Source organism: Pseudoduganella sp. GW821-FHT05F09, from assembly GCF_059419605.1.
In genome coordinates, this window is the sequence record NZ_JBWKSD010000001.1 from 269,107 (window position 1) to 293,205 (window position 24,099).

At 66.8% G+C, this 24,099-nt stretch carries 21 protein-coding genes and 1 tRNA gene; 9 read left to right on the forward strand and 13 right to left on the reverse strand.

All coding sequences use genetic code 11. The annotated features are described in order from the left end of the window. The first annotated feature begins 84 nt into the window (after nucleotides 1–84). The 3 genes from AC07S4_RS01005 (at nucleotide 85) to AC07S4_RS01015 (ending at nucleotide 4,980) form a co-directional block, all read left to right on the forward strand. Nucleotides 85–702 carry a glutathione S-transferase family protein gene (locus AC07S4_RS01005; protein WP_494984825.1) on the forward strand — a complete coding sequence of 206 codons (618 nt, stop codon included), beginning with the start codon at nucleotides 85–87 and terminating at the stop codon, nucleotides 700–702. 10 nt (nucleotides 703–712) lie between these two features. Continuing rightward, entirely contained in the window at nucleotides 713–1,684 is a 972-nt protein-coding gene (locus AC07S4_RS01010; RefSeq protein ID WP_494984826.1) for a hypothetical protein, read from the forward strand. Nucleotides 1,685–1,761: 77 nt separating this feature from the next. After that, nucleotides 1,762–4,980, forward strand: coding sequence for an EAL domain-containing protein (locus AC07S4_RS01015; RefSeq protein WP_494984827.1), 3,219 nt, complete (start codon nucleotides 1,762–1,764; stop codon nucleotides 4,978–4,980). Between the two features lie 9 nt (nucleotides 4,981–4,989). On the opposite strand, the gene AC07S4_RS01020 is transcribed toward AC07S4_RS01015, so the two are convergent. Further along, nucleotides 4,990–5,391: a response regulator gene (locus AC07S4_RS01020; RefSeq protein WP_494984828.1), complete on the reverse strand. Its 402-nt coding sequence runs from the start codon at nucleotides 5,389–5,391 to the stop codon at nucleotides 4,990–4,992. Further along, nucleotides 5,384–5,887, reverse strand: coding sequence for a GAF domain-containing protein (locus tag AC07S4_RS01025; RefSeq protein WP_494984829.1), 504 nt, complete (start codon nucleotides 5,885–5,887; stop codon nucleotides 5,384–5,386). The genes AC07S4_RS01020 and AC07S4_RS01025 overlap by 8 nt, the downstream gene beginning before the upstream one ends. Before the next feature lie 115 nt (nucleotides 5,888–6,002). Here AC07S4_RS01025 and AC07S4_RS01030 point away from each other — a divergent pair, with 115 nt between their 5' ends. Next, nucleotides 6,003–8,456: a penicillin acylase family protein gene (locus AC07S4_RS01030; protein WP_494984830.1), complete on the forward strand. Its 2,454-nt coding sequence runs from the start codon at nucleotides 6,003–6,005 to the stop codon at nucleotides 8,454–8,456. Here AC07S4_RS01030 and AC07S4_RS01035 read toward each other — a convergent pair. From AC07S4_RS01035 to AC07S4_RS01055, 5 genes are all read right to left on the reverse strand, one after another. After that, nucleotides 8,453–9,667: an acyltransferase family protein gene (locus tag AC07S4_RS01035; RefSeq protein WP_494984831.1), complete on the reverse strand. Its 1,215-nt coding sequence runs from the start codon at nucleotides 9,665–9,667 to the stop codon at nucleotides 8,453–8,455. The genes AC07S4_RS01030 and AC07S4_RS01035 overlap by 4 nt on opposite strands. Before the next feature lie 128 nt (nucleotides 9,668–9,795). Beyond that, on the reverse strand, nucleotides 9,796–10,536 hold the full coding sequence (locus AC07S4_RS01040; protein WP_494984832.1) for a LytR/AlgR family response regulator transcription factor: 741 nt from the start codon (nucleotides 10,534–10,536) through the stop codon (nucleotides 9,796–9,798). Beyond that, the gene (locus tag AC07S4_RS01045) at nucleotides 10,524–11,591 is read right to left on the reverse strand and encodes a sensor histidine kinase (RefSeq protein WP_494984833.1); all 1,068 of its coding nucleotides are present in this window, start codon (nucleotides 11,589–11,591) and stop codon (nucleotides 10,524–10,526) included. Before AC07S4_RS01045 ends, AC07S4_RS01040 begins: the two co-directional genes overlap by 13 nt. A gap of 3 nt (nucleotides 11,592–11,594) precedes the next feature. After that, nucleotides 11,595–13,226, reverse strand: coding sequence for a Na+/H+ antiporter (locus tag AC07S4_RS01050; protein ID WP_494984834.1), 1,632 nt, complete (start codon nucleotides 13,224–13,226; stop codon nucleotides 11,595–11,597). 55 nt (nucleotides 13,227–13,281) lie between these two features. After that, nucleotides 13,282–14,610, reverse strand: a complete 1,329-nt coding sequence (locus AC07S4_RS01055; RefSeq protein ID WP_494984835.1) for a hypothetical protein — start codon at nucleotides 14,608–14,610, stop codon at nucleotides 13,282–13,284. Nucleotides 14,611–14,715: 105 nt separating this feature from the next. Between AC07S4_RS01055 and AC07S4_RS01060 the strand changes: the two genes are divergently transcribed. From AC07S4_RS01060 to AC07S4_RS01070, 3 genes are all read left to right on the forward strand, one after another. Then, nucleotides 14,716–14,791, forward strand: a tRNA-Gly gene (locus tag AC07S4_RS01060). Between the two features lie 136 nt (nucleotides 14,792–14,927). Continuing rightward, nucleotides 14,928–15,884 carry a chemotaxis protein gene (locus AC07S4_RS01065; RefSeq protein ID WP_494984836.1) on the forward strand — a complete coding sequence of 319 codons (957 nt, stop codon included), beginning with the start codon at nucleotides 14,928–14,930 and terminating at the stop codon, nucleotides 15,882–15,884. 81 nt (nucleotides 15,885–15,965) lie between these two features. Next, the gene (locus AC07S4_RS01070) at nucleotides 15,966–16,547 is read left to right on the forward strand and encodes a DJ-1/PfpI family protein (protein ID WP_494984837.1); all 582 of its coding nucleotides are present in this window, start codon (nucleotides 15,966–15,968) and stop codon (nucleotides 16,545–16,547) included. Nucleotides 16,548–16,551: 4 nt separating this feature from the next. Here the strand turns inward: AC07S4_RS01070 and fghA are convergent, their stop codons facing one another. Beyond that, complete coding sequence (fghA, locus tag AC07S4_RS01075; protein WP_494984838.1) at nucleotides 16,552–17,394, reverse strand: S-formylglutathione hydrolase; 843 nt, start codon at nucleotides 17,392–17,394, stop codon at nucleotides 16,552–16,554. A gap of 114 nt (nucleotides 17,395–17,508) precedes the next feature. Between fghA and AC07S4_RS01080 the strand changes: the two genes are divergently transcribed. Together AC07S4_RS01080 and AC07S4_RS01085 are read left to right on the forward strand one after the other, a co-directional pair. Continuing rightward, complete coding sequence (locus AC07S4_RS01080; protein ID WP_494984839.1) at nucleotides 17,509–18,696, forward strand: cation:proton antiporter; 1,188 nt, start codon at nucleotides 17,509–17,511, stop codon at nucleotides 18,694–18,696. Next, nucleotides 18,697–19,812 (forward strand): YbdK family carboxylate-amine ligase, encoded by a 1,116-nt coding sequence (locus AC07S4_RS01085; protein WP_494984840.1) that lies wholly within the window; start codon nucleotides 18,697–18,699, stop codon nucleotides 19,810–19,812. A gap of 3 nt (nucleotides 19,813–19,815) precedes the next feature. Here AC07S4_RS01085 and AC07S4_RS01090 read toward each other — a convergent pair whose 3' ends face one another. The 5 genes from AC07S4_RS01090 to AC07S4_RS01110 all read right to left on the reverse strand — a co-directional run bounded on the left by AC07S4_RS01090 (nucleotide 19,816) and on the right by AC07S4_RS01110 (nucleotide 24,083). Next, entirely contained in the window at nucleotides 19,816–20,772 is a 957-nt protein-coding gene (locus tag AC07S4_RS01090; protein WP_494984841.1) for a gamma-glutamyl-gamma-aminobutyrate hydrolase family protein, read from the reverse strand. A gap of 70 nt (nucleotides 20,773–20,842) precedes the next feature. Then, on the reverse strand, nucleotides 20,843–21,544 hold the full coding sequence (locus AC07S4_RS01095) for an ABC transporter ATP-binding protein (RefSeq protein ID WP_494984842.1): 702 nt from the start codon (nucleotides 21,542–21,544) through the stop codon (nucleotides 20,843–20,845). Beyond that, nucleotides 21,537–22,274, reverse strand: coding sequence for an ABC transporter ATP-binding protein (locus AC07S4_RS01100; RefSeq protein WP_494984843.1), 738 nt, complete (start codon nucleotides 22,272–22,274; stop codon nucleotides 21,537–21,539). Before AC07S4_RS01100 ends, AC07S4_RS01095 begins: the two co-directional genes overlap by 8 nt. After that, complete coding sequence (locus tag AC07S4_RS01105) at nucleotides 22,267–23,214, reverse strand: branched-chain amino acid ABC transporter permease (RefSeq protein ID WP_494984844.1); 948 nt, start codon at nucleotides 23,212–23,214, stop codon at nucleotides 22,267–22,269. Before AC07S4_RS01105 ends, AC07S4_RS01100 begins: the two co-directional genes overlap by 8 nt. Then, a complete protein-coding gene (locus AC07S4_RS01110; RefSeq protein ID WP_494984845.1) occupies nucleotides 23,211–24,083 on the reverse strand; it encodes a branched-chain amino acid ABC transporter permease in 873 nt (290 codons plus the stop codon). Before AC07S4_RS01110 ends, AC07S4_RS01105 begins: the two co-directional genes overlap by 4 nt. Nucleotides 24,084–24,099: the final 16 nt, after the last annotated feature.

The following is a 24,099-nucleotide window of genomic DNA, read 5'->3' on the forward strand; positions in this document are numbered from 1 at the left end:
TTTTTGTGGCTGTTCTCTTTGTGGGTGAAACAATCCACACTGCGGTATCGAATCTCGATCAACCGATTACAAGAGGAAGCCACCATGAAACTGTATTCCCATCCGCTGTCCGGCCATGTGCACCGCGCCCGCCTGTTCCTGTCCCTGCTGGGACTGGAGCACGAGGTGGTCGATGTCGACCTGCTCAAGGGCGAACATAAAACCCCGGAGTTCCTGGCCCTGAACAGTTTTGGCCAGCTGCCGGTGCTGGACGACGGCGGCGTGGTGGTCAGCGATTCGAACGCCATCCTGGTCTACCTGGCCAAGCGCGAAGGCCGCGCGGACTGGCTGCCGGAAGACGCCCGCTCGGCGGCGGCGGTGCAGCGCTGGTTGTCGGTGGCGGCTGGCGAAGTCGCTTACGGTCCGGCTGCGGCGCGTATTGCTGCGCTGTTCAAGCGCACCGGCGACACCGCCGAGATGGTGGCGCGCGCACACCGCATCCTGGGCCTGATGGATGCGCAGCTCGCGGCCCAGGACTGGATCGCCACGCCGGCCGCCGCGCCCACCATTGCGGACGTGGCGCTGTACGCCTACATCGCCCGCGCGCCGGAAGGCAGCGTGGACCTGTCCGGCTATGCGAACGTGAACGCCTGGCTGCGCCGCGTGGAAGCGCTGCCCGGTTTCGTGCCCATGGCTGCAAGCCCGGTCGGCCTGGCCGCGTAAGGAGCTCATCATGGAGACCGTCATGGACGCACCCTCGGCATCACCCTGGCATGCAGGCGAAGTGGCCCTGCAGCGCACGGTCGGCATGGCGGAACGCATGGACGAGCTGGGGCGCAAAGTGATACGCGGCTTTATGCCCGAGCAGCACCGCACCTTCTTCGGGCAGCTGCCGTTCGTGGTGCTGGGCGCGGTGGACGCGGCCGGCGACGCCTGGGCCACGATGCGCGCGGGCCGTCCCGGCTTTCTCCATTCGCCCGATCCGCAGCGCCTGCAGGCGGCGCTGCCGCGCGAGCCGCAAGACCCCGCCGAGGCGGGGCTGGAGCACGGCGATGCGGTCGGCATGCTGGGCATAGAACTGCACACGCGCCGCCGCAACCGCATGAACGGTGTGCTGCGCCGCAGCGGCGCGGACGGTTTCGAGGTCGAGGTGCGCCAGTCCTTCGGCAACTGCCCGCAATACATCCAGCTGCGCGACTACGCTTTCGTGGAGCAGCCGCAGGCCGCGCCGGTGGAGCTGGGCGCGCTGGACGGGGAGGCGCGCGCGCTGATAGGCGCGGCCGATTCCTTCTACGTCGCCACGTATGCCGAGGTGGCGGGCGGTGCGCGCCAGGTGGACGTGTCGCACCGTGGCGGCAAGCCCGGCTTCGTTCGCTTGAACGCGGACGGCACGCTGACCATCCCCGACTTTCAAGGCAATATGTTCTTCAACACGCTGGGCAATATCGCGCTCAACGGAAGGGCAGGGCTGGTGTTCGTGGACTTTGCCAGCGGCGGCCTGCTGCAGATGAGCGGCACCGCCGCGCTGCTGGGCGGCGCCGAGGCGGCGGCCGATCTGGCGGCCTTCGATGGCGCCGAGCGGCTGTGGCGTTTTACGCCGCAGCGCCTGGTGCGGCGCGCGCATGCGCTGCCGCTGCGCTGGTTTGCCCAGGACAACGGCGCCTCGCCGGCCTCATTGCGCACCGGAGCCTGGCCCGCCGCGTAGCGCGCACGCCATGTGCGCGTCGCGCGCGGGAAGCTTGGGCTAGAATCGGAAAAACCCGGACAAGCATGGCCCCGCCGATGCGCACAGACCACCATTTGACTGAACCAGCGCCGCCCTTCAAAGATGAGCGGCTGGCCGGCTTCGACTGCCTGTTCGGCGCCAGCCCCCACATGGCGGTGCTGGCGGATGCGCAAGGCCGCATCCTGGGCTTGAACCGCTGCGCCACCTTGCAAGTGATGGATGCCCGGCCCGGCATGCAGGCCGCTCTGCTGTATGCGCCCTGGGCCGGCAGCATCGTGCGCAGCGAAGGGCTGCCGGCGGCGCGCGCCGTGGGCTACTGGCGCGGCGAACTGGAGCTGGCGGAAAAGGACGGCGAGGCCAAGCCGGTGTCGCTGCTGATCGAGTACCAGCCGGCCGCCGCGGAAGGCGAGGCGACTTATCTGCTGCTCAATTATGAACTGGGCGAGTTCGATTCCTACGGTTCCCGGCTGCGCTTCAAGCGCCTGTTCGACGCCCACCCCCATCCCATCTGGGCGTATGACCTGGTGACGCTGCGTTTCCTGGTGGTGAACGCCGCCGCCGTCGACCACTACGGCTACACCGAGTCGGAATTCCTGGACATGACCATCAAGGACATCCGCCCGGAGCACGAGCACGAGCGGCTGGCGGCCGACCTGGCCGCCACGCCCAGCAAGGGCGCGCAGCGCGCGGGCTACTGGCTGCACCGCAGGAAGGACGGCTCGCTCATCACGGTGGACATTTCCTCCCACTCGCTCACGCTGGCGGGCCGCGCCGCGCGGCTGGTGTTCGCGCACGATGTGACGGCCAAGCTGCACATGGAAGAGGCGCTGCACGCGTCGCAGGAGATGCAGCAGCTGGTCATCAACCACATTCCGCACCAGATCTTCTGGAAGGACCTGGACTCGGTGTACCGGGGCGGCAACCAGTCCTTTGCGGATGCTGCTGGCGCGGGCGGACCGGCCGGCGTGGTGGGCAAGCGCGACAGCGATTTCCCCTGGGCCGCCAACACCGGGCGCATCGTGGCGGACGACCGCGCCATCATCGACACCGGCCAGCCCAATCTCAACCAGGAAGACCGCATGCTGTTCGCCGACGGCACCCTGCACTGGTTCCTGATCAACAAGCTGCCGCTGCACGACGCCCAGGGCCACATCATCGGCGTGCTGGGGACCATAGAAGACATCAGCCAGCGCAAGCAGGTGGAACAGACGCTGGCGCTGCGGGGGCGGGCGCTGGACGCCAGCGTGAGCGCCATCGTGATCACCGCGCAAAGCGCTGGCGGCAGCGAGATCGAATACGCCAACAAGGCCTTCGGCCAGCTGACGGGCTATGCGCCGGAAACCCTGGCCGGCCAGCGCCTGGAGCCGCTGCTGGACTGCGATGGCGGCGCCGAAGGGGCGCTGGAGGCAAACGCCGACGTCACCCGATTGCTGCAATGCCGGCACCGCGACGGCACGCCGTACTGGAGCCAGCTGCACGTGGCGCCGGTGCGCGGCGAGGGCGAAGTGAGCCACCATGTTTGCGTGCTGACCGATATGACGGCGGTGATGGACTACCAGGCGCAGCTCGAGCACCAGGCCAACCACGACGCGCTCACCGGGCTGCCGAACCGCCATCTGTTCAGCGACCGGCTGGAACAGGCCCTGAGCTACGCGCGCCGCTACGGCCATGCGGTGTGGGTGGTGTTTATTGACCTGGACAATTTCAAACTGGTCAACGACAGCCTGGGCCACCAGGCCGGCGACGAGCTGCTGCGCGTGGTGGCGGGACGCCTGCGCGCCTGCGTGCGCGCCAGCGACACCGTGGCGCGGCTGGGCGGCGACGAGTTCATGCTGCTCCTGCTGGGCGGCACCGAAGGGGCGATGCCGCAGGCGCTGCTGCAGAGCGTACTGGAAAGTGTGGCCGCGCCGGTGCCGCTGGGCGAGGCCGAGGTGGCCATCAGCTGCAGCGTGGGCGTGAGCGCCTATCCGGCCGACGGCGACGACGGCCAGATGCTGCTGCGGCATGCCGACATCGCCATGTACCGGGCCAAGGAGACGGGGCGCAACCAGGCCCAGTACTACGAGCCGGCCATGCAGGCGCGCGTGGCCGAGCGGGCCGCCATCGAAACGGAGCTGCGCTACGCGCTGCCGCGCCAGGAACTGCGGCTGTACTACCAGCCCAAGGTGAGCCTGGAGACGGGGGAGCTGAGCGGCATGGAGGCGCTGCTGCGCTGGCCGCATCCGCGCATGGGCATGGTGTCGCCGGACCGCTTCATCGGCGTGGCGGAGGACACCGGGCAGATCGTCGAGATAGGCCGCTGGGTGATACGCACCGCCTGCGCGCAGGCGCGCGCCTGGCAGCAGGCCGGGCTGGCGCCGCTGCGGGTGGCGGTCAATGTCTCGGCGCGCCAGTTCCGCGATCCCGGCCTGGCCGACGATATCGTGGCCGCCCTGCGCGACACCGGCCTGGCCCCGCACTACCTGGAGCTGGAGCTGACCGAGAGCATGATGATGCATAACCTCGGCGAGGTGCTGGCCACGGTGACGCGGCTCAAGGCGCTGGGCATCGCGCTGTCGATCGACGATTTCGGCACCGGCTATTCGAACCTGTCCTCGCTCAAGCTGCTGCCGCTGAGCTATCTGAAAATCGACCAGTCCTTCGTGCGCGACATGCTGGACCAGCCCAATGTGTCCGCCATCGTGCGTTCGGTGATCGCGCTGGGCCACAGCCTGGGCTTCCGCATTATTGCCGAGGGGGTGGAGACCGAGGCGCAGCTGGCTTATCTGCGCGGCTGCGGCTGCGACGAGATCCAGGGCTACCACTTCAGCCGCCCGCTCGACAGCGACGCCTTCACCGCGCTGCTTGAAAGCGGCCGGCGCCTGCCGCCGGCCAGCGTGGCCGATCCGGCCGAGCGCACCGTGCTGCTGGTGGACGACGAGGCCCATGTGCTGGCGGCGCTCACGCGCACGCTGCGGCGCGACGGCTACACCATATTGACAGCGCCGTCGGCGCGCGCCGCCTTCGACCTGCTGGCGCTGCATCCGGTGCAGGTGGTGATCAGCGACCAGCGCATGCCGGAGATGAACGGCACGGAGTTCCTGCGCCGCGTGAAGCTGCTGTATCCGGACACGGTACGCATGATATTGTCCGGCTATGCGGAACTGGAGATGATCATCAGCGCCATCAACACCGGCGAGATCTACCGCTTCTTCACCAAGCCGTGGGACGACGAAGGCCTGCGCGCCGCGGTGCGCGAGGCCTTCCGCTACCAGGCGCTGATGCGCCAGCGCTGAGGGCCGCTTTCAGGCCGGCGGCGCCAGCGCGCCGAAGGCGTCGAGCAGGATGCGGGCGCGGAAGGGCTTGACGATCACGCGGGTGACGGCGCGCTCGCGCAGCGCGGCCAGCAGTTCGCCGGTGCAGTTCTCCGCCAGCACCGCGATGGGCATGTTGCGCTGGCTGGCCGAGTCGCCCTCGCGGATCTGGTCCAGCAGCCCCAGGTCGATGGCGTCGCCGCTGTTGATGGCGATGATGGCGCCGCAAAAGCTTTGCTGGCGCAGGATCTGCCGTGCCAGCGCCGGGCTGGCCGCCTCGTGGATGTCGGCCAGGCCGAGCGAGCGCGCGGTCAGCGCCACGGTCCGGCGCAGCATGGTTTCCGGTTCCACCAGCAGCATGGCCGGCTGGCGCGCCTTGCTGTGCTCAGGCATGGCTGGCCTCCCGCTGCGATTGCAGCTCCTGCATGACCAGGCCGCGCAGCGTGGAAAGGATGGCCATTTCCACGTCGTCCAGCTGGCGCGGCTTGGTGTCGATCAGGCACAGCGTGCCGAGGGCGTAGCCGTTCGGCAGCAGCAGCGGGGCGCCGGCGTAGAAGCGGATGTGCGGCGGGCCGGTCACCAGCGGATTGTCGGCGAAGCGCAGGTCTTGCGCCGCGTCCCGCACTTCCATGATTTCGGCGCGCATGATGGCGTGGCCGCAGAAAGACACGTCGCGTCCCGTTTCGCAGGCCGTCAGGCCGACGAAGGACTTGAACCATTGCCGGTCGCTGTCGAGCAGCGAGATCAGCGCGATGGGCACGTCGAACTCCATGGCGGCAAATTCAACGATCTTGTCGAATCGTTCCTCACGCGGCGTGTCGAGGATGAGCAGGGAGTACAAGGCGGCGATGCGCTCTGCTTCGTTGGGCGGGGTGGGTGCTGCGAGCATGGCTGGTATCCATTCGGGCAATGCGCCCACTCTACCACCATCGTTACAATTTAGTCACCCCGTTTGCGTTGGACTTCTGGCAATATTCCCGGGAGATTAATGATGGGGGCAGGGTATGCGAAAAGCGGGACTGGGGCAGTGGATCAAGCGCGTGGCGCTCACCTTGTTGCTGTTGCTGGCCATGCTGGGCCTGGCCCTGTGGTTCTTCCTGCGCGGCAGCCTGGCGCAGCTCGACGGCCGCCGCACCGTGCCCTCGCTGAGCGGCACCGTGAACGTGGCCCGCGACGGCCAGGGCATTCCCACCATCAGCGGCGCCGACCGCAACGACGTGGCCTACGCCACCGGTTTCGCCCACGCCCAGGACCGCTACTTCCAGATGGATCTGCTGCGCCGGGTGGCGGCCGGCGAACTGGCCGAGCTGTTCGGGCCGCGCGCACTGCCGGTGGACAAGGAGCACCGCCTGCACCGCTTCCGCGCGCGCGCCGAGGCGGTGCTGCAAGCCATGCCTGCCGGCGAACGCGCGCTGCTGGCGCGCTACGCGGCGGGCGTGAACGACGGCGTGAACAGCCTGGGCACGCGGCCGTTTGAATATGCGCTGATACGCGTCAGCCCGCGCCCGTGGAGCGAGGCCGACTCGCTGCTGGTGATCTGGGCCATGTATTTCGATCTGCAAGGCGGCCAGGAGGCGCGCGAGCTGGCGCGCGGCTGGCTGAAGGAGCACGCCACGCCGGAGCAACTGGCGGTGCTGCTGCCCGAGTCCACCCAATGGGATGCGCCGCTGGACGCAGCCGCCGTGCCCGCGCCGGACGCGCCCTTCCCGGAGCAGGCTCCCGCATGGTGGGGCAAGGCCGCTGCGGCGGAGTCGGCCCGCATCGCCAGCCTGGCCGGCCTGCCCGGTGCGGACGGCGGCGCGGCCGAGCTGCGCGGCATGGTGGGCAGTAACAACTGGGCGGTGGCCGGGAGCCGCAGCCAGGACGGCGGCGCCATCGTGGCGGACGATATGCATCTCGGCCTGCAACTGCCGCACATCTGGTACCGCGCGGTGCTGATGGTGCCGGACGGCCACGGCGCCACGCGCCGCGTGGCTGGCGTTACGCTGCCCGGCGTGCCGCTGGTGGTGGCGGGCAGCAACGGCCACGTGGCCTGGGGCTTCACCAACAGCTACGGCGACTACGCCGACCTGGTGACGCTGGATACCGACCCCGCGCAGCCGGGCAAGCTGCGCACGCCGGCCGGCTGGGAAACCCCGGCGGTGCATGAGGAGACCATCCTCGTCAAGGACGCCGCCGCAGAAAAATTCACCGTGCGCGAGACCTCGCTGGGACCGGTGCGCGACGTGGCGGGCCGCAGCTACGCCGTGCATTGGGTGGCGCACGCCAGGGAGGCGGTCAGCCTTGCCGCAGGGCGATTGGAACTGGCCACCACGCTGGACGACGCGCTGGCCGTGGCCAACCGCTCGGGCCTGCCGGCGCAGAATTTCGTGGCGGGGGACAGCAAGGGCAATATCGGCTGGACCATCGCCGGCCCGCTGCCGCGCCGCGCGCAGCCCGGCCTGGGGTCCACCTTCCCGCTGGCGGGCGAGACCCAGGCGGCCGGCTGGCAAGGGCTGCTGCCGCCGGAAGCCTATCCGGTGCTGCGCAATCCGGCCAGCGGCCAGCTGTCGACCGCCAACAGCCGCGTGCTGATGGGCGCGGACGCCGCCAAGCTGGGCGACGGCGGCTTCGACCTCGGCGCGCGCGCCCATCAGGTGCGCGACGGCGTGGCGGCGCTGGGCGCCAAAACGAATGAGAAGGGCGTGTACAGCGTGGGGCTGGACGACCGCGCACTGTTCCTGGCCGGCTGGCGCGAACGCGCGCTGGCCGCGCTGGACGAGCAGGCGCTTGCTGCCGGCGGCGCCAACAGCGCGCAGCGCACGGCGGCGCGCGAGCTGCTGAGCAAAAACTGGAGCGGGCACGCCAGCGTGGACTCGGCCGGTTACCGCATCGCGCGCGGCTTCATGTGGTCGATGTACGAACTGCTGTACGGCGGCGCCAGCGCGGAGATGGGCAAGCTGGCCGACAAGGCGGACATGGCGGCGGCCAGCGCGCGCTGGCCGGTGGTGGTGGCGCGCCTGCTGGACGAGCAGCCGGCGGGCTGGCTGCCGCCGCAGTACGCCAGCTGGAAGGAGCTGCAGCTGGCCGCCATCGACCGCACCGTGGCCGCCATGACGAAGGACGGCAAGCCGCTGGGCAAGGCCACCTGGGGCGAGCGCAACACGCAGGACATCGCCCATCCCATCGCCTCGGCGGCGCCCGCGCTGCGGCGCTGGCTGTCCGCGCCGGCCGACCAGATGCCGGGCGACAGCCACATGCCGCGCGTGGCGGGCCGCAAGTTCGGCCAGTCCGAGCGCATGGTGGTCTCGCCGGGCAAGGAAGAGCAGGGCATCTTCAATATGCCGGGCGGGCAAAGCGGCCATCCGCTGTCGCCTTACTTCCTGGCGGGCCACGCGGACTGGGTGAGCGGCAAGGCAACGCCCTTCCTGCCCGGCCCGGCGCAGCATATGCTGACCTTCGTCAAGGTGGTGAACTAGGCCGTGGCAGGCTGCGCCACGGCGCTGCGTCCGGCGTCCGGGCCAGGCTGCTGCGCGCCGTGGATGCCGAAGCAGGCCCGCAGCAGCGGCACCCTGCGCACCGCTTCAAAGATGGCGAAGCTGAACGTGAGCGTGAGCAGCACCAGCAGCCATCCCTCCTTGGCCGGCTGCATGCGGGCCGGCTGCATCAGGTGGGCGAACACGATAATCAGCGTCTGGTGCACGATGTAGACCGGGAACACCGCCTGCGACAGATAGCGGCGCTTGGCGCTGTCGAACTGCAGGTGGCGGTGGCCGAAGCCGAACACCGCCAGCATGGCGCTCCATTGCAGCAAGGCGTAGACCACGCGCTGCGCCTGGATCAGCGGCATGATGTCGGCCGGGTTCAGGTTCTCGGTCAGCGCGTAGTAGGCCATCAGCGTGCTCCAGCAGCCCAGGGCCAGGCCCAGCGACACAAAACGCATCCCCTCCATGCGCTGCCACACGGTGCTTTCGCGTTGCATGCCGAGCAAGGCGCCCAGCAGGAACAGCGGCAGATACTGCGCGTGGTTGTACCAGTCCACCACCAGGTTGTGCGTGGACGGGTAATGGCTGAACAGCGTAACGCGGGCCAGCGCCAGGACGGCGACGGGCAGGGCGAACAGTTTCCATCCGCCGAGCGCGGCGCACAGCCGGTCCGACAGCGCCTGCAAGCGCGGGCCGAAGGCGGCGGCGATGGCGCCCAGTAGCAAGGTGTACACCCACAGGTAGGTGACGAACCAGAGATGGTTCCAGGTCGGCAGGTCCAGGCAGGCGCCTTCCTTGCAGAAGCCGTGGTAGCGGGCCAGGTAGAGCTTCATGAAGTCCAGGTAGCCGCCGCTGTAGCCCAGCTTTTCCACCACTTCGCAATAGGACTGGGGCGGCACCACCACCAGCATGCCGAAGATCAGCGGCAGCAGCAGGCGCGCGCTGCGCTGGCGCAGGAAGGCGGCGGTGCTGAGTTTTTTCATCAGGTAGGCGGCTGCCACGCCGGACACCAGGAACAGCAGGCCCAGGCGCCACGGCGAGGACAGCATCATCAGCGGCTCGATGGCGTCGCTGGCGAACGGGCTTTTGATATGGAAGTCCCAGGTCACGTAGTACATGCCGGTGTGGTACAGGATCAGCAGGAAGAAGGCGCAGATGCGTATCCAGTCGAGGAAATACAGTCGGCTTGGGCGGGTGTTCAGCATGGGTGTCTCCATGGTGCGGTTGCGATGAAGACAAGCTTATGGCCGCGCCGCGCGGCGGGCCAGCGAAATGGGGCGAGGCGGGGGCAGCCTGGGGCCAGCCGGAGGCAAGCCGGGGGCCGGGTGCGGATTCAGGCCGGGCCGGCGAGGCGGGCCAGCAGGGCGGGGCGGTATTGGCGGCTGAGCGGGGCGCGGGCGCCGCCGTGCAGCAGCAGTTCGCCGTCCCCTTTGTCGTCCACCTCGACGGCGGCGATGGCGGCCAGGCGCACCGCGCCGCGCCGGTGGCAGCGCAGGAAGTCCGGGCCGAGCTTTTCCAGCAGCCCGGCCAGCGTCTGGCGCAGCAGGGGCTGGCCGCCGGGCGTGTGCAGGACGACGTAGTTGTCCGCCGTTTCTATCCAGCTGATGTCCTCCACCTTGACGATGCGCGTGGCGCCGCGCTCGGGCACCAGCAACTGGCGCACCGGCGGCATGGCCATTGCCATCTCGGCGGGCGCCGCGGCCGGGGCGGTGCGCTCCATGGCCAGGCGCGTGCGCAGGCGCTGCAGGGCGCGCTGCAGGCGGGCCTGGTCGTAAGGCTTGAGCAGGTAGTCGATGGCGTTGGCGTCGAAGGCGCGGATGGCGTATTCGTCGTAGGCGGTGACGAAGACGATCAGCGGCGCAGGCGATGGCAGCGAGGCGGCTACGTCGAAGCCGCCCACCTCGGGCATCTGGATGTCCAGGAAGATGGCGTCCGGCGCGCAGGCGGCCGCGCGTTCCAGCGCCTCCACGCCGTCGCGCGCCTCATCGATGGCGCTGACGTCCGCTTCCAGCGCCAGCAGGCGGCGCAGCTTGTCGCGCGCGGGGCGCTCGTCGTCGACGATCAGCACGCGCATGGCAGCCTCACTTCGGCGCTCACGCCCGCCGGTTCCAGCTGCGCCAGCCGCAGCGAGCCCGCGCCGCCGTGCAGCACTTCCAGCCGCTCGCGCAGATTGCGCAGGCCGATGCCGCTCCTGGCCGCGCCGGAGGATGGTGCGGCCAGGCGTCCGCTGTCGTCCGCGATGCGCAGCAGCAGATCCGCGCCGTCGCGTCGCGCGCTGATGGTGATGGCCGTGGGCTGGCGGCGTTGCTCCACCGTGTGCTTGAACACATTCTCCAGCAGCGGCTGCATGCTCATCAGCGGCACCTGGCAGCCCAGCAGCGATTCGTCGATGTCCCACGCGATGCTGACCCTGTCCTCAAAGCGTTCGCTCATCAGGTGCGCATAGCCGCGCAGCAGCCGCAGTTCGGTGGCCAGCGGCGCCTGCTGCTGGCCCGAGTGGTCCAAGGTGGCGCGCAGCACGTCGGCCAGCTGCATCAGCGTGGCGTCGGCGCGCGCCACGTCGGTATGCATCAGCGACGAAATGGTGTTGAGGGCGTTGAACAGGAAGTGCGGCTGCATCTGCTGTGTAAGCTGCTGCAATTGCGCCTGGCGCAGCAGCGTGTTGGCCTGGGCCGCGCGCAGGCGTTCCTCCAGCAGCGCGCGGTAGGACAGCAGGCCAAACTGGATCAGCACGAACAGGCCGAAGAACACGGTGATCTTGATGTCCTCGTACAGGAACACCTGCGGCCATGCCTCATGTTGGTAAGACTGCCCGGCCAGCGCGTACACGGCGTGCCGGATGCCGAAGGCCAGCGGCACAAAGCTCAGCCAGTACACCGGCGCCCACAGCAGCTGCACGCCGGCCCAGCGCAGCGGCGCGGCCATCAGGTGGTCGTAGCGCCGCGTGTGGCGGCGCTGCAGCACCATCAGCACGGTGGCCACCACCGCCGACGAGGACTCCCACAGGATGGGCTTCCAGACCGCGTGTTCGCCGTCGCGCAGCGCGTCCTGCACGGCGGTGAGCACCATCATGCTCCAGAACAGCAGCCAGGCGGCGGACAGGGCGATAGTGGCGCGGCGGTTCTGCATGGCTTAGCGGAAGCGGGTTTCGCTCAGGTCGATCTCGCGCACCAGCTTGCGCGCGGTTTCGTCCGAGATGTGGTCGTGCCGCGCCAGGTTGAAGATGGCTTTGCGTTCGGCGTGCAGCGCCGCCATGCGCAGCGCCTTTTCCGCCATGTCCAGCTTGCGGAACTGGCGCGCCTGCTCCACTTCGGTGTGCTCGACCAGGCGGTGCCGGTACAGCGCGATCACGCGGCTGGCGGCCTGGGGATAGAGGTCGGCGTCCACGCTGGTGGACATCAGTTCGATCTGCGCCCGTTCGATGGCGGCGATGGCGGCATTGGCCGCCACCTCGCGCGCGCGGTCTTCCTCCTGGCTTTCCTCCGAGTCCTCCGGAAAATCCACGCCGCTCAGGATGCGCGGCAGGCCCACGCTGGCCGCCAGCAGCGACAGCAGGATCACCGCGCTGGCCAGGAAGATGGTGAGGTCGCGCGCGGGGAAGGGCTGGCCGCCGGGCACGACCAGCGGCAGCGTCATCACGCCGGCCAGCGTAATGGCGCCGCGCGCGCCGGCCAGCGAGGTCGCCAGCAGCAGGCGCCAGTGCGGCGGCGCGGCGTCGTGGCCCATGCGGCTCTTGCGGAACAGCGTGAGCTTGAGCGCGGTCCACACCCAGGCGAAGCGCAGCACCATCAGGCCGATTGTGATGGCGAAGGCGTACAGCACCAGCCACCACGGGTTGACGTGGCCCACCGCCTCCAGCGAGGCGCGCGCGCCCTTCAGGATGCTGGGCAGTTGTTCGCCCAGCAGCACGAACATCACGCCGTTGAGCGAAAACTGCACGGTGTCCCATACGGCCGAGCGCTGGATGCGGGTGGCGGCCAGCGCGTGGCCGCCCAGTTCCACATAGCTCATGGTGACGCCGGCCGCCACCGCCGCCAGGATGCCGGACGCGTTCAGGTGCTCGGCCAGCAGATAGGCGCCGAAAGGCATCAGCAGGTTGACCAGGATGGGGGAGCCGGACGGCTCGCCGAAGTGGCGCGTGAGCCAGCGCTGCGCCAGCGCGATCAGCAGCGTGACGCCCACGCCCATGCCGATGCCGCCGGCCACCAGCCAGACGAAGGTGAGCGTGGCCGAGGTGAGCGAAAAAGTGCCGGTCAGCGCGGCGGCCACGGCGAAGCGGAAGCACACCAGGCCGCTGGCGTCGTTGAGCAGTGATTCGCCTTCAAGGATGTGCATCAGGCGTTTCGGGATCGGCGTGCGCGAGGCGATGGCGGAGACGGCCACCGGGTCGGTGGGGGAGATGATGGCGGCCAGCGCAAAGGCCACCGGCAGCGGCATGGCCGGTATCATCCAGTGGATCAGCAGGCCCATGCCCAGCACGGTGAACACCACCAGGCCCAGCGCCAGTTGCAGGATCACGCCGCGGTCGCGCAGCAGGCCGCTTTTGGGTATGCGCCAGCCGTCCAGGAACAGCAGCGGCGGCAGGAACAGCAGGAAGAAGAATTCGGGGTCGAGCGCAATGCCGTGGCGCGAGAACGCGGCAACGACGAAGCCGAGCGCGATCTGCATCAGCGGCAGCGGCACGGCCACGGGCAGCAGGCGCACCAGATAGGCGCTGCCGACCACGGCCAGCAGCATGGCCAAGACTGTTTCTATTGCATCCATTCATGTCCTTCTCTTTACGAGGCCACATTATATAAGCGGCAAGCGCGGCTGTGCCTTATCGCGAAGGATTGATGATGAAAGCCTCCAGAAACTGATCTTCTTCAGACAAAACCAATGAGTTGAATCCGATACGTCCCGCATAATGTTTAGGGGCCGGATATTGAAAATACTCCTTGGGTAGCAGATAAAAAATAAATTTCGGGATGTCTTTGGTATTGTTGGGCCAGTCGCCGAAGGGGCAGTGTTGTGGTGGGGCTGTGGACTCCGGTGCCACCACGACCGTAATGACGTGGTTTTTATTTGGTTCCAGTAACACGCCGGCGGTGCCAGCGTTACGCCATTCTTCGACTTCGCCTATTTTGTGAATGCCGGTTTCGCAGGACGATATTTTATCGCTGGCTTGCTGGGTGGGGTCGTAGAGGAAGTGTACGGATCCGCCGCTGAGATAGACGGTGTTTTCCGACAGGTTTCTGAGCACGAACCGCAAAGTTTGGTTCATATCCTCGTCACGCTCGGTTTTGATCAAGGTAACTTGAAGCAAAGGCTTGATCAACTCTTTCTTTGAGCCATGGATGGCCAGCGGTACTGCGGTAGCCAGCCCGGCCACAAGGACGAGTGCCGACAGCACGGCTGAACTCGCAAGGATAAGCCCGAACTTGGCCGTTCTCTTCAAGTAACGGCGCCAAGGGGGCAGTTTCTCTATGCTCAGGAGCGTCCATGTATAAAGCAGCGTGCCCCAAGCCAGGGCGCCGATGCCGCCCCAGCGCAAAGCCTCCAGCGTGTAGCCTATGCCGGATTCCGTGTCGGCAAACAGGCGCAGCGTGCAGATGATGATGACCGAGGACGCAAGGTATTGCCAGCCTGCGATATAGCAGGCGACATTGTAAAAGCGTGACGCGGTCCGTTTTGCGGTAATGAATTTCAGTATCCGGGCGTACACCCGAAGGAACAGGATGACGAGGAGAACCGAAGGAACTCCCATCAGCAGTATGTCCTCCAGCTTTGGCAGTATCAGCTCGGCTTCGATCGAGGGAAAGACCATTTTCTGCTGGGTTTCCGGTTCGCAGCCCCGAACAAAGGGCAGCATGGCCAGCATCAGTATGGTCAGCGACATCTTGGTCGCTTTGATTGCCACAAAGGTGGACAGCACCAGGAAGGTGTATTTGGGCGTGGTCTTCTGGACTTGGGTGTCGCCGTTGATTTTCCTGTCCAGGCTGCCCGGGCTGACCAGTATCGCCAGCAGCACGCGCCACAGCCCCTCAATAATGGCGAGGGCCTGTTCCACCGGCGTGGCGTGGGACGTGGATTTGTCGGCCTGCTTCAAGGCGGCGGCGCCATGCTTGAATCGTGTGCGGGACAGCGGGCTGCGTGGCTTGCGGAACATTGAAGGCCTTTCAAAGTTCAGCTAAATATAGACCATCATTGGCAAAAATGCAGCATTTTCAGCGCATTGACAGAGCGGCGCAAGCCTGCGATACTGCTGCCTTCTGCGGGAGTAGCTCAGTTGGTAGAGCGCAACCTTGCCAAGGTTGAGGTCGAGAGTTCGAGACTCTTCTCCCGCTCCAGAATTCAGAAAAAAGGAAACCTCCGGGTTTCCTTTTTTTTATCCCGGCGCAATTGCAACATCGGCGGGCGAAATGTTTCGTTGTGTAGGGCAATATCGTTATACTGATTGCAGACCTTGCAATGGAGACGATCCCTATGAATTCTGTTCAACAAGAAATTGACGAACGCAGCAACCTCACCAACTCCAACAAGTTCGAACTGCTGCTGTTCCGCCTGGGCGCCGACGCCAACGGCGAGCATTCGGAACTGTACGGCATCAACGTCTTCAAGATCCGCGAAATCGTGGCCATGCCGGAAGTGACGGCGGTGGCCGGTTCCGCGCCCCATATGCTGGGCGTGGTCAACCTGCGCGGCCAGATTATTTCCGTCATGGATTTGCCCGGCATTGTGGGCGTAACGCCGAAGACCGGCCTGAACATCATGCTGGTGACCGAATTCGCGCGCACCACGCAGGCCTTCGCGGTGGAGTCGGTGGACGAGATTGTGCGCCTGGACTGGGGCCAGGTGCTGTCCGCCGAAGGCAGCACGGCCGGCGGCATGGTCACCAGCATCGCCCGCCTGGACGGCGACGTGAACAACACCCGCCTGGCGCAGGTGCTGGACGTGGAAACCATTTTGCGCAAGATGGTGCCGAACGAAGGCAAGGACGTGGACCCGGAAACCATAGGCCCGAAACTGGCGCTCAAGGCGGGCACCATCATCCTGGCGGCGGACGACTCGGTGGTGGCGCGCAGTCTGATCGAGCAGGGCCTGACCGCCATGGGCGCGCCCTTCGTGATGACCAAGTCCGGCAAGGAAGCCTGGGAACGCCTGCAGCATATCGCCGACGGCGCCAAGGCCGAGGGCATCCCGGTCGAGGACCGCGTGTCGCTGATCCTGACTGACCTGGAAATGCCGGAAATGGACGGCTTCACGCTGACCCGCCTGGTCAAGCAGGACGCCCGTTTCAGCAAGATTCCTGTCGTGATCCATTCCTCGCTGTCGGGCAAGACCAACGAGGACCACGTCAAGGGCGTGGGCGCGGACGCCTACGTGGCCAAGTTCGTGGCGGAAGACCTGGCGGAAACCATCCGCAAGGTGCTGCACAAGTAAAGTAGGCAAGTTGGCAGCATTGCCCGTCAAATAACGCTATCATGGCCAGGTCGTACTTTTCCAACCAAGTGGGAGATGACCGTGGCAGCCAAGCAGATACTGTTATTGACGGGCGATTTCGCCGAGGACTACGAAACCATGGTGCCGTTCCAGGCACTGCAAATGGTGGGCCACACGGTGCATGCCGTGTGTCCGGGCAAAAAGAGCGGGGAGAAGGTCAAGACCGCAATCCATGACTTCGAGGGCGACCAGACCTACACCGAGAAGCCGGGCCACCAGTTCGCCCTGAACGCCAATTTCGACGATGTGAATGTAGCCGCTTACGACGCGCTCGTGATTGCGGGCGGGCGCGCGCCGGAATACCTGCGTTTGAACCCGCGCGTGCTGGAGATTATCCAGCAGTTCGCGCAGGCGTCCAAGCCGATCGCGGCGGTGTGCCACGGCGCGCAGCTGCTGGCGGCGGCCGATGTGATCAAGGGCCGCAGGATTTCCGCCTACCCGGCTTGCGCGCCGGAGGTGAAGCTGGCGGGCGCCGAATATGCGGATATCGCGGTGGACAGCGCCGTGACCGACGGCATTTTCGTCACCGCGCCGGCCTGGCCGGCGCATCCGCAATGGCTGGGGCAGTTCCTGGCGCGGCTGGGGACCGAGATCAAGCTGTAGGTTTTCAAGCCGCCAGGTTGCGCGCGTGGAAGCGCAAATGATCCTCGATAAAGCTTGAAATGAAGTAATAGCCGTGGTCATAGCCCGCATGCCGCCGCAGTTGCAGCGGCTGCGCGGCCTGCTTGCACGCTTCCTCGAACGCTTCCGGATACAGCTGCTCGGCCAGGAACTTGTCGCCCAGGCCCTGGTCTATCAATATGCCTTGCGGGAAGGGCGTGCTGGCTGCGGCCATCAGTTCGCTGGCGTCGTGCCGGCGCCATGCGGCCTGGTCCGCTCCCAGGTAGCCGCCGAAGGCCTTCTTGCCCCACGGGCAGCGGGTCGGCGCGGCGATGGGCGCGAAAGCCGACACCGAACGGAACACGTCCGGCCGCTTCAGCGCCAGCGTCAGCGCGCCGTGGCCGCCCATGGAGTGGCCGAAGATGCCCAGCCGCGCCGCGTCCACCGGCAGCTCACGCACCGCCAGCTCGCGCAGCTCGTGGATATAGCTTTCCATGCGGTAGTGTTTGCTCCACGGCGCTTCCGTGGCGTCGATGTAGAAACCGGCGCCGGCGCCGAAGTCCCACGCATCCGTCTCGCCGGGCACGCCGGCGCCGCGCGGGCTGGTGTCCGGCGAGACCAGCACCAGGCCCAGCTCGGCCGCCACGCGCTGGGCGCCGGCCTTGATGGGAAAAGTTTCCTCAGTGCAGGTCAATCCCGCCAGGTAGAACAGCGCGGGCAGGGGCGCGTCATCCTTGCGTTCCGGAATGAAAACGGAAAATCGCATGGGCAGGCCTATCATGGCGCTATCGTGCTTGTAAAAGCGCTGAACGCCGCCGAAGCAAACATGTTCGCTAATGAGTTCCAGCATGGGGATTCCTTCTCGTGCATTGGTCTGGCCATGATTCTACCCCGGCCTCGGGTGCGGCGCGATTTAACGGAATGCAATAAACTGTGTACTGATTTTGCATTGGAGGAAACATTTATGCCGGATTTAGTAGTTATCACGGCCGAACTGGCCTGGCCTATTGCAATCGCCCTGGCCTGGCTGGCGGGGGAAATCATGCACCGCTGGTCCGGCGTACCGCGCATCAGCGTGTACGGCCTGGTCGGTTTCGCGGTGGCCCAGGCTTTCCCGGACCTGTACACCAGCGACAGTTCCAGCCCCGTCACCATACTCGCCAACGTGGCCTTCGGCCTCATCCTGTTTGAATTCGGCTACCGCATCAATCTCAAATGGCTGCGCCTGAACCCGTGGATCGCCGTCACCGGCCTGGCCGAATCGGCCGCCACCTTCGGCGTGGTGTACGTGATCGGCAACCTGTCCGGCATGCCGCCGCTGACCTCGCTGCTGCTGGCCTCGCTGGCCATGTCCAGCTCGCCCGCCGGCGTGCTGCGCGTGATTAACGAACAGAACAGCGCGGGCCAGGTCACCGAACGCGTGCTGCACCTGGTCGCCATCAACTGCGTGCTGGCGGTGTTCGTCTTCAAGGTGGTGGTGGGGGTGTGGGTGTTCCAGACCTCCGGCAGCCTGGGGCAGGCCATTTCGCACAGCGCCATCGAGCTGCTGGCCTCGGCCGTGCTGGGCGCCGTGTTCGGCGTGGTGATACCCGCGCTGCTGCGCCAGCTCGGCCACGTGCAGCGCGACGGCACGGTGGCCTTTGCGCTGGCCGTGGTGCTGCTGGTGGCGATCACGCACGCGGCCAACCTGTCGCCGGTGCTGGCCACGCTGACCTTCGGCCTGATGGCGCGCCACCGGCGCATTTCCTTCAGCCGCACCGAGCGCAATTTCGGCGCCATCGGCGAGCTGCTGACGGTGCTGCTGTTCGTGTTCGCCGTCACCACGCTGGACTGGGAGCGCGTGGTGGCCGGCGCCGGCCTGGCCATCGTGCTGCTGCTGGCGCGCTTTGTCGTCAAGACCGTGGCGGTGGCCGTGTTCGCGCACCCGGGCGGTGTGACCTGGCGCAAGGGCGCGCTCACCGGGGTGGCGCTGGCGCCGATGTCGGTGTTCGTCATCCTGCTGCTGGAACAGACCAAGAGCATGGGCATCGTGCTGGTCGACGAGCTGGCCGCGCTGGCCGCCATGACGCTGCTCATGGAAGTATTGGGCCCCATCTTCACGCAGTATGCGCTGGTATGGGCCAAGGAAACGCCGCAAGAGGAGGACGCATAAATGGCGCTTGAACAATTCAAAAATTCCCAGCCGCTCACCATGGGCGTGGAGCTGGAACTGCAGCTGATCAGCCATGCGGACTTCGACCTCACGGCGTCCAGCCCCGACCTGCTGCACCTGCTGAACCGCAAACCCTTCCCAGGCAATGTGACGCCCGAGATCACCGAGAGCATGATTGAGATTAACACCGACGTGCACACCAACCACACCGAGATGGTGGCGCAGCTGCAGCTGATCCGCGACACGCTGGTGCAGGCCTGCGAGAAGCTCAACATCGGCATCTGCGGCGGCGGCACCCACCCCTTCCAGAAATGGTCGGAGCGGCGCATCTTCTCCAAGCCGCGCTTCAAGGAAGTGTCGGCGTTGTATGGCTACCTGGCCAAGCAGTTCACCATTTTCGGCCAGCACGTGCACATCGGCTGCGCCAGCGGCGACGACGCGCTGTTCCTGCTGCATTCGCTGAGCCGCTACGTGCCGCACTTTATCGCGCTGTCGGCCTCGTCGCCGTTCGTGCAGGGCGGCGACACGCTGTTCAACTCCGCGCGCCTGAACTCCGTGTTCGCCTTCCCCATGAGCGGCCGCGCGCCGTTCACCTTGAGCTGGGACGACTTCGAGCACGGCTACTTCGCCAAGATGGAGCACACCGGCGTTATCAAGAGCATGAAGGACTTCTACTGGGATATCCGTCCCAAGCCGGAATTCGGCACCATCGAGCTGCGCGTGTGCGACACGCCGCTGACGGTGGAGCGGGCGGCGGCGCTGGCGGTGTATCTGCAGGCGCTGTGCCGCTACCTGCTGGAGCGCCACGAGGCGGCGCCGGAGGAGGATGACTACCTGGTCTACAACTACAACCGCTTCCAGGCCTGCCGTTTCGGGCTGGACGGCACCATTGTGCATCCCAAGACCTATGAAAGCCTGTCGCTGCGCGAGGACATCCTGACCACGCTGCGCAAGATGGAGCCGCACGCGGAGGCGCTGGGCGGCAGCGCGGGCCTGGCGCACCTGATGCAGGTGACCCATACCGGCAGCGACGCCCAGTACCTGCGCGACCAGTTCAGGGAAAGCGGCAGCGTGGAAGGCGTGGTGGATGCGGCGGTGAACCGCTTCCGGGGCTAAGTCTTAGAAGCGCGTCTCGCGCGCCACGCGCAGGAAGTTGTCCAGTATGGGCGTGCAGTCCAGCAGTTCCACCCCGCCCGCGCGGTGGAACTCCGGATGCCACTGCAAGCCCATCACAAACGGCGCCTTGGTGTAGCGGATGGCTTCCACCATGCCGTCCGGGACCGAGCGCGCTTCCACCGTCATGTCGCGGCCCAGGCTTTTCACCGCCTGGTGGTGGATGGAGTTGACCAGCGCCTGGCCGCTGCGCATCTTCAGCATGCGGCCCAGCGAAGCGCCTTCGGGGAAAACGATCTCGTGCCGGTGGCGGTCGTAGTCGTCGTGCACGTGGGCCATGGCGTCCGGCACGTCCGAGGCGATGTCCTGGTACAGCGATCCGCCGAAGGCCACGTTGATCAGCTGGCAGCCCCGGCAAATGCCCAGCACCGGCTTGCCCGCCTCCACGAATTCATGCAGCAGCTCCAGCTCATACATGTCGCGCGCGCGGTCGCCGCTCCATTCCGGCCGCGTGGGCGTTTCGGCATAGCTTTGCGGCGACACGTCCGCGCCGCCTTGCAGCACCAGGCCGTCCAGGTGGCGCGCGTAGTCGCGCAGGCGGATATTCGATGGATGCAGCAGGCCGTCGGTGTTCACGGTCGGTATCATGAACACCAGCACGTCGCGCGACATGACCCACTGCGCGATGGACTCCTCAAGGTATTGCAGGTTCTTGCTGCGCAGGCCCTTGGCGCCTGCCTCCGGATGGAAGATGCGGGCCGAGACGCCGATGTGCAGCGGACGCTGGATGATGTGGCGCGTGGCCGCCGCCGCAATGCGCCGGTAGCGCGCCATGATGATGCGGCCCCACAGGCTGAACACCGTGTCGCCCGGGTCCAGGTAGCGCGGCGTTCCCATCTGGTCGCTGTGGCGGCGTTCATGGCGGCGCTCCTGGCGCCGTGGATCGTGATCTCCGGTACTCATGCAAACTCCCTTAGTGCGCAAGCATGGTTTTACCACACGCCGCCGTTACGGGTCGCCCGGCTGGACGGGGTCAGTGCTTGAAATAGAGTTCGTGCAGCCGCGCCAGCGTGACATTGGCGGCGGGCTCGGACAGCGCCACTTTCCCGCCTTGCAGCAGATAGACATGGTCGGCGATGGCCAGCGCGCGCTCGGTGTTCTGCTCGACCAGGATGATGGTGCGGCCTTCGGCCTTGAGCCGCGCCAGGATCTCGAACAATTCGTTCACCAGCACCGGCGCCAGGCCCAGCGAAGGCTCGTCCACGATCAGGATTTTCGGATCGGACATCAGCCCGCGCGCCATCGCCAGCATCTGCGCCTCGCCACCGGACAGCGATCCGGCCAGCTGCTTGCGCCGTTCGCGCAGGCGTGGAAACATGCCGTAGGCGGCTTCCAGCCGCGCCTCCACATGCGGGCGGTGCGCCTTGTTGAAAGCGCCCACGATCAGGTTCTCCGCCACGCTCATGTCGCGGAACACCATGCGGCCCTCGGGTACCATCGCCAGGCCACGGTCGGCCATGTCCCAGGTCGGCGTGCCGTCCAGGCGCTTGCCGTGCAGGGTGATCTCGCCCTGCTTGAGCGGCAGCAGGCCCATGATGGCGCGCAGCAGCGTGGTCTTGCCCGCGCCGTTCTGGCCCACGATGGCGGTGAGCCGGCCCGGCTGCATGGTCAGCGACACGTCCCACAGCACGTTGATGGCGCCGTAGCCGGCGCGCACATTGCTCAGCTCAAGCATGGCTTCCTCCAGCCCCGGCTCCCGTCCCCGCGCCCGTATAGCTCTTGATGACGGCCGGATCGCGGAACACCTCGTCCGGCGTGCCGTCGGCAATCAGCTCGCCGAAATTGAGCACGGCCACGCGCGGACACAGGCCGCTGATGGTTTCGATATCGTGCTCGATGATGACGATGCCCACGCCGAAGCGCTGCTGCATCTGTTTGAGCATGCCCATGAAGCGCCGCTTGCCGCTGGTTTCCAGCCCGGCCAGCACTTCGTCCAGCAGCAGCAGGCGGGGATTGGTGGCCAGCGCCTTGGCCACCTCCAGCGCCTTGAGCTCGGTCAGCGCCAGGCTGGTGGCGGCGTCGCGCCGCGCCTTGCTTGCCAGGCTGGTGAAGTCCAGTATCTCGTCGATGCGCGCCATGTCCACCTTGCCGGTGCCGAAGCGCTGCGCCACCACCAGGTTTTCGCGCACCGTCAGCTCGTGCATGGGCTGTGGAATCTGGAAGGTGCGGCCTATGCCCAGGCGCGCCCGTTTGTGCATGGGTGCGCGCATCACGTCGCGGCCCTCGAAGCGGATCGCCCCGGCGGTGGGCTTGACCAGGCCGGAGATGGCGTTGAACAGCGTGGTTTTGCCCGCGCCGTTGGGTCCAACGAGACCCAGCACGCCGCCGCCGTCCATGCGCAGCGAGACCGCGTTGACGGCCGTGAGGCCGCCGAAGCGCACCGTGAGCTTGTCCAGTTCAAGCACGGCGCCTCCTTCCAAAGCCGCGCAGCAGCGGCATCAGGCCGTTGGGGCTGAGGATAATCATCAGCACCAGCAGCACGCCCAGCACCAGCTGGTGGCCGGTGGGCAGCAGTTCCTTGAACAGCAGCTGGTCCGCCAGCGACACGAACACCGCGCCCGCGATCGGCCCCGGAATGGTGCGGTAGCCGCCGAAAATCGCCGCCACGATGGGCAGCGTCACCCACAGGCCGTTGAAGGCGTAGTCCGGTTCTAGGAAGTTGATGGTGTGCGCGTTGAAGGCGCCCACCACGCCGGCCATGAAGGCGGACACCACCAGCATGGCCGCTTTCAGCAGCGTGCTGTTGACGCCCACCACGCGGGTGGCGTCCTCGCTGTCGTGCATGGCGCGCAGCGCCAGGCCGTAGTGGCTGGCGCGGATGGCGGTGTAGATGAAGGCGAACACCACCACGATGGTGAGGATGATGAGGTAGGCGCCGGCCTTGCCGCTGAAGTCGTAGCCCATCAGCGTTGGCAGCCCGGGAATATTGGCCAGCCCACCCGCGCCGCGCGTGACCGAAGTCCATTCGGTGGCGATGATGCGGAAGATGTGGGCGTAGGCCAGGATGGCCAGCGCGAAGTAGGGGCCGCGCAGGCGCAGCACCGGCAGCATGGCGATGGAGGCGGCCGCCGCGCCCGCGCCGCCCAGCAGCATGGCGGGCAGCACCGGCACGCCGAGCCGCATGCTGCACAGCGCGGACACATAGGCGCCCACGCCGAAAAAGGCCGAGTGCCCGAAACTGATCATGCCGCCCAGGTTGCCCAGCAGCGCCCACGACAGCGCCACGCCGCCGGTTACCAATGCGGCCACGATGGTGCTCATGACGTAGTTGTTGCCCGACAGCGTAAGCGGCACCACGAGGTAGGCCAGGATGAGCGCGGACAGCACGCTGGTGTGGATCTTCATCCGCGCCTCCGGGCCGCGCCGAACAGGCCGTTGGGCATGACGAACAGCACCAGCAGGAACAGCGACATGCCGGCCAGTTCCTGCAGCGCGGAGCTGGCCAGCGTGACGGTGAGCGCCTCGCACACGCCCAGCAGGACGGCGCCCAGCAGCACACCGGGTATCGAGCCCACGCCGGCCAGCACGGTGATGATGAAGGCCTTGACCGTGAGCGCGCTGCCGTAGGACGGCTGGATGACGCCGTAGCTGAACAGCGCCACGCCCGCGAACGCGGCCAGGATGCCGGCGATGATGAAGGACACCAGTTCCACCTTGCCGGGATTGATGCCCATCAGCTTGGCGGCGTCGCGGTTGCTGGCCACGGCGCGCAGCGCGCGGCCGTACCAGCTGCGCGAGAGCCACCACCACAGCGCCGCCAGCAGCGCCAGGCTGACGCAGAAGAAAATGGCTTCGCTGCGCATGCTGTACAGCGGGCCGATGACCAGCGCCTCCTGCAGCCAGCTGGAGCTGGTGGTGCGGATGTCGGCCTTCCAGGTGATGAGGATGGCGTTGGTGAGGATGATGCCGATGCCGTAGGTGAGTATCAGCGAGTTGATTTCGCGGTCTTTATTGATGCGCTTGACGGTCCAGTACACGCACACGGACGCCAGGCTGACCAGCACCAGCGCCACCGGAATGGCGAACACCGGTCCCAGGCCCGCCTTCGATTCCACCGTGTAGGCGATGTAGGCGGCCAGCAGCACCAGCTCGCCGTGCGCGAGGTTGATGATCTTCATGGCGCCGAACACCAGCGCCAGGCCGAGCGCAATCAGCGCGTAGGAGCCGCCTTGCAGCAGGCCTGAATACAGCGCTTGCAGTATCAGTTCGGTCATCTGCTCGGGGTGCCGT

Bases quoted from the DNA above. Each gene is read 5' to 3' on its own strand.
- AC07S4_RS01110 (WP_494984845.1), bottom strand. From the start codon at position 24,083: ATGACCGAACTGATACTGCAAGCGCTGTATTCAGGCCTGCTGCAAGGC.
- AC07S4_RS01055 (WP_494984835.1), bottom strand. From the start codon at position 14,610: ATGTTCCGCAAGCCACGCAGCCCGCTGTCCCGCACACGATTCAAGCAT.
- AC07S4_RS01025 (WP_494984829.1), bottom strand. From the start codon at position 5,887: ATGCTCGCAGCACCCACCCCGCCCAACGAAGCAGAGCGCATCGCCGCC.
- AC07S4_RS01085 (WP_494984840.1), top strand. From the start codon at position 18,697: ATGGCGCTTGAACAATTCAAAAATTCCCAGCCGCTCACCATGGGCGTG.
- AC07S4_RS01005 (WP_494984825.1), top strand. From the start codon at position 85: ATGAAACTGTATTCCCATCCGCTGTCCGGCCATGTGCACCGCGCCCGC.
- AC07S4_RS01080 (WP_494984839.1), top strand. From the start codon at position 17,509: ATGCCGGATTTAGTAGTTATCACGGCCGAACTGGCCTGGCCTATTGCA.
- AC07S4_RS01050 (WP_494984834.1), bottom strand. From the start codon at position 13,226: ATGGATGCAATAGAAACAGTCTTGGCCATGCTGCTGGCCGTGGTCGGC.
- AC07S4_RS01040 (WP_494984832.1), bottom strand. From the start codon at position 10,536: ATGCGCGTGCTGATCGTCGACGACGAGCGCCCCGCGCGCGACAAGCTG.
- AC07S4_RS01065 (WP_494984836.1), top strand. From the start codon at position 14,928: ATGAATTCTGTTCAACAAGAAATTGACGAACGCAGCAACCTCACCAAC.
- AC07S4_RS01020 (WP_494984828.1), bottom strand. From the start codon at position 5,391: ATGCCTGAGCACAGCAAGGCGCGCCAGCCGGCCATGCTGCTGGTGGAA.
- AC07S4_RS01045 (WP_494984833.1), bottom strand. From the start codon at position 11,591: ATGCAGAACCGCCGCGCCACTATCGCCCTGTCCGCCGCCTGGCTGCTG.
- AC07S4_RS01105 (WP_494984844.1), bottom strand. From the start codon at position 23,214: ATGAAGATCCACACCAGCGTGCTGTCCGCGCTCATCCTGGCCTACCTC.
- AC07S4_RS01030 (WP_494984830.1), top strand. From the start codon at position 6,003: ATGCGAAAAGCGGGACTGGGGCAGTGGATCAAGCGCGTGGCGCTCACC.
- AC07S4_RS01015 (WP_494984827.1), top strand. From the start codon at position 1,762: ATGCGCACAGACCACCATTTGACTGAACCAGCGCCGCCCTTCAAAGAT.
- AC07S4_RS01010 (WP_494984826.1), top strand. From the start codon at position 713: ATGGAGACCGTCATGGACGCACCCTCGGCATCACCCTGGCATGCAGGC.
- AC07S4_RS01035 (WP_494984831.1), bottom strand. From the start codon at position 9,667: ATGCTGAACACCCGCCCAAGCCGACTGTATTTCCTCGACTGGATACGC.
- AC07S4_RS01090 (WP_494984841.1), bottom strand. From the start codon at position 20,772: ATGAGTACCGGAGATCACGATCCACGGCGCCAGGAGCGCCGCCATGAA.
- AC07S4_RS01095 (WP_494984842.1), bottom strand. From the start codon at position 21,544: ATGCTTGAGCTGAGCAATGTGCGCGCCGGCTACGGCGCCATCAACGTG.
- fghA (WP_494984838.1), bottom strand. From the start codon at position 17,394: ATGCTGGAACTCATTAGCGAACATGTTTGCTTCGGCGGCGTTCAGCGC.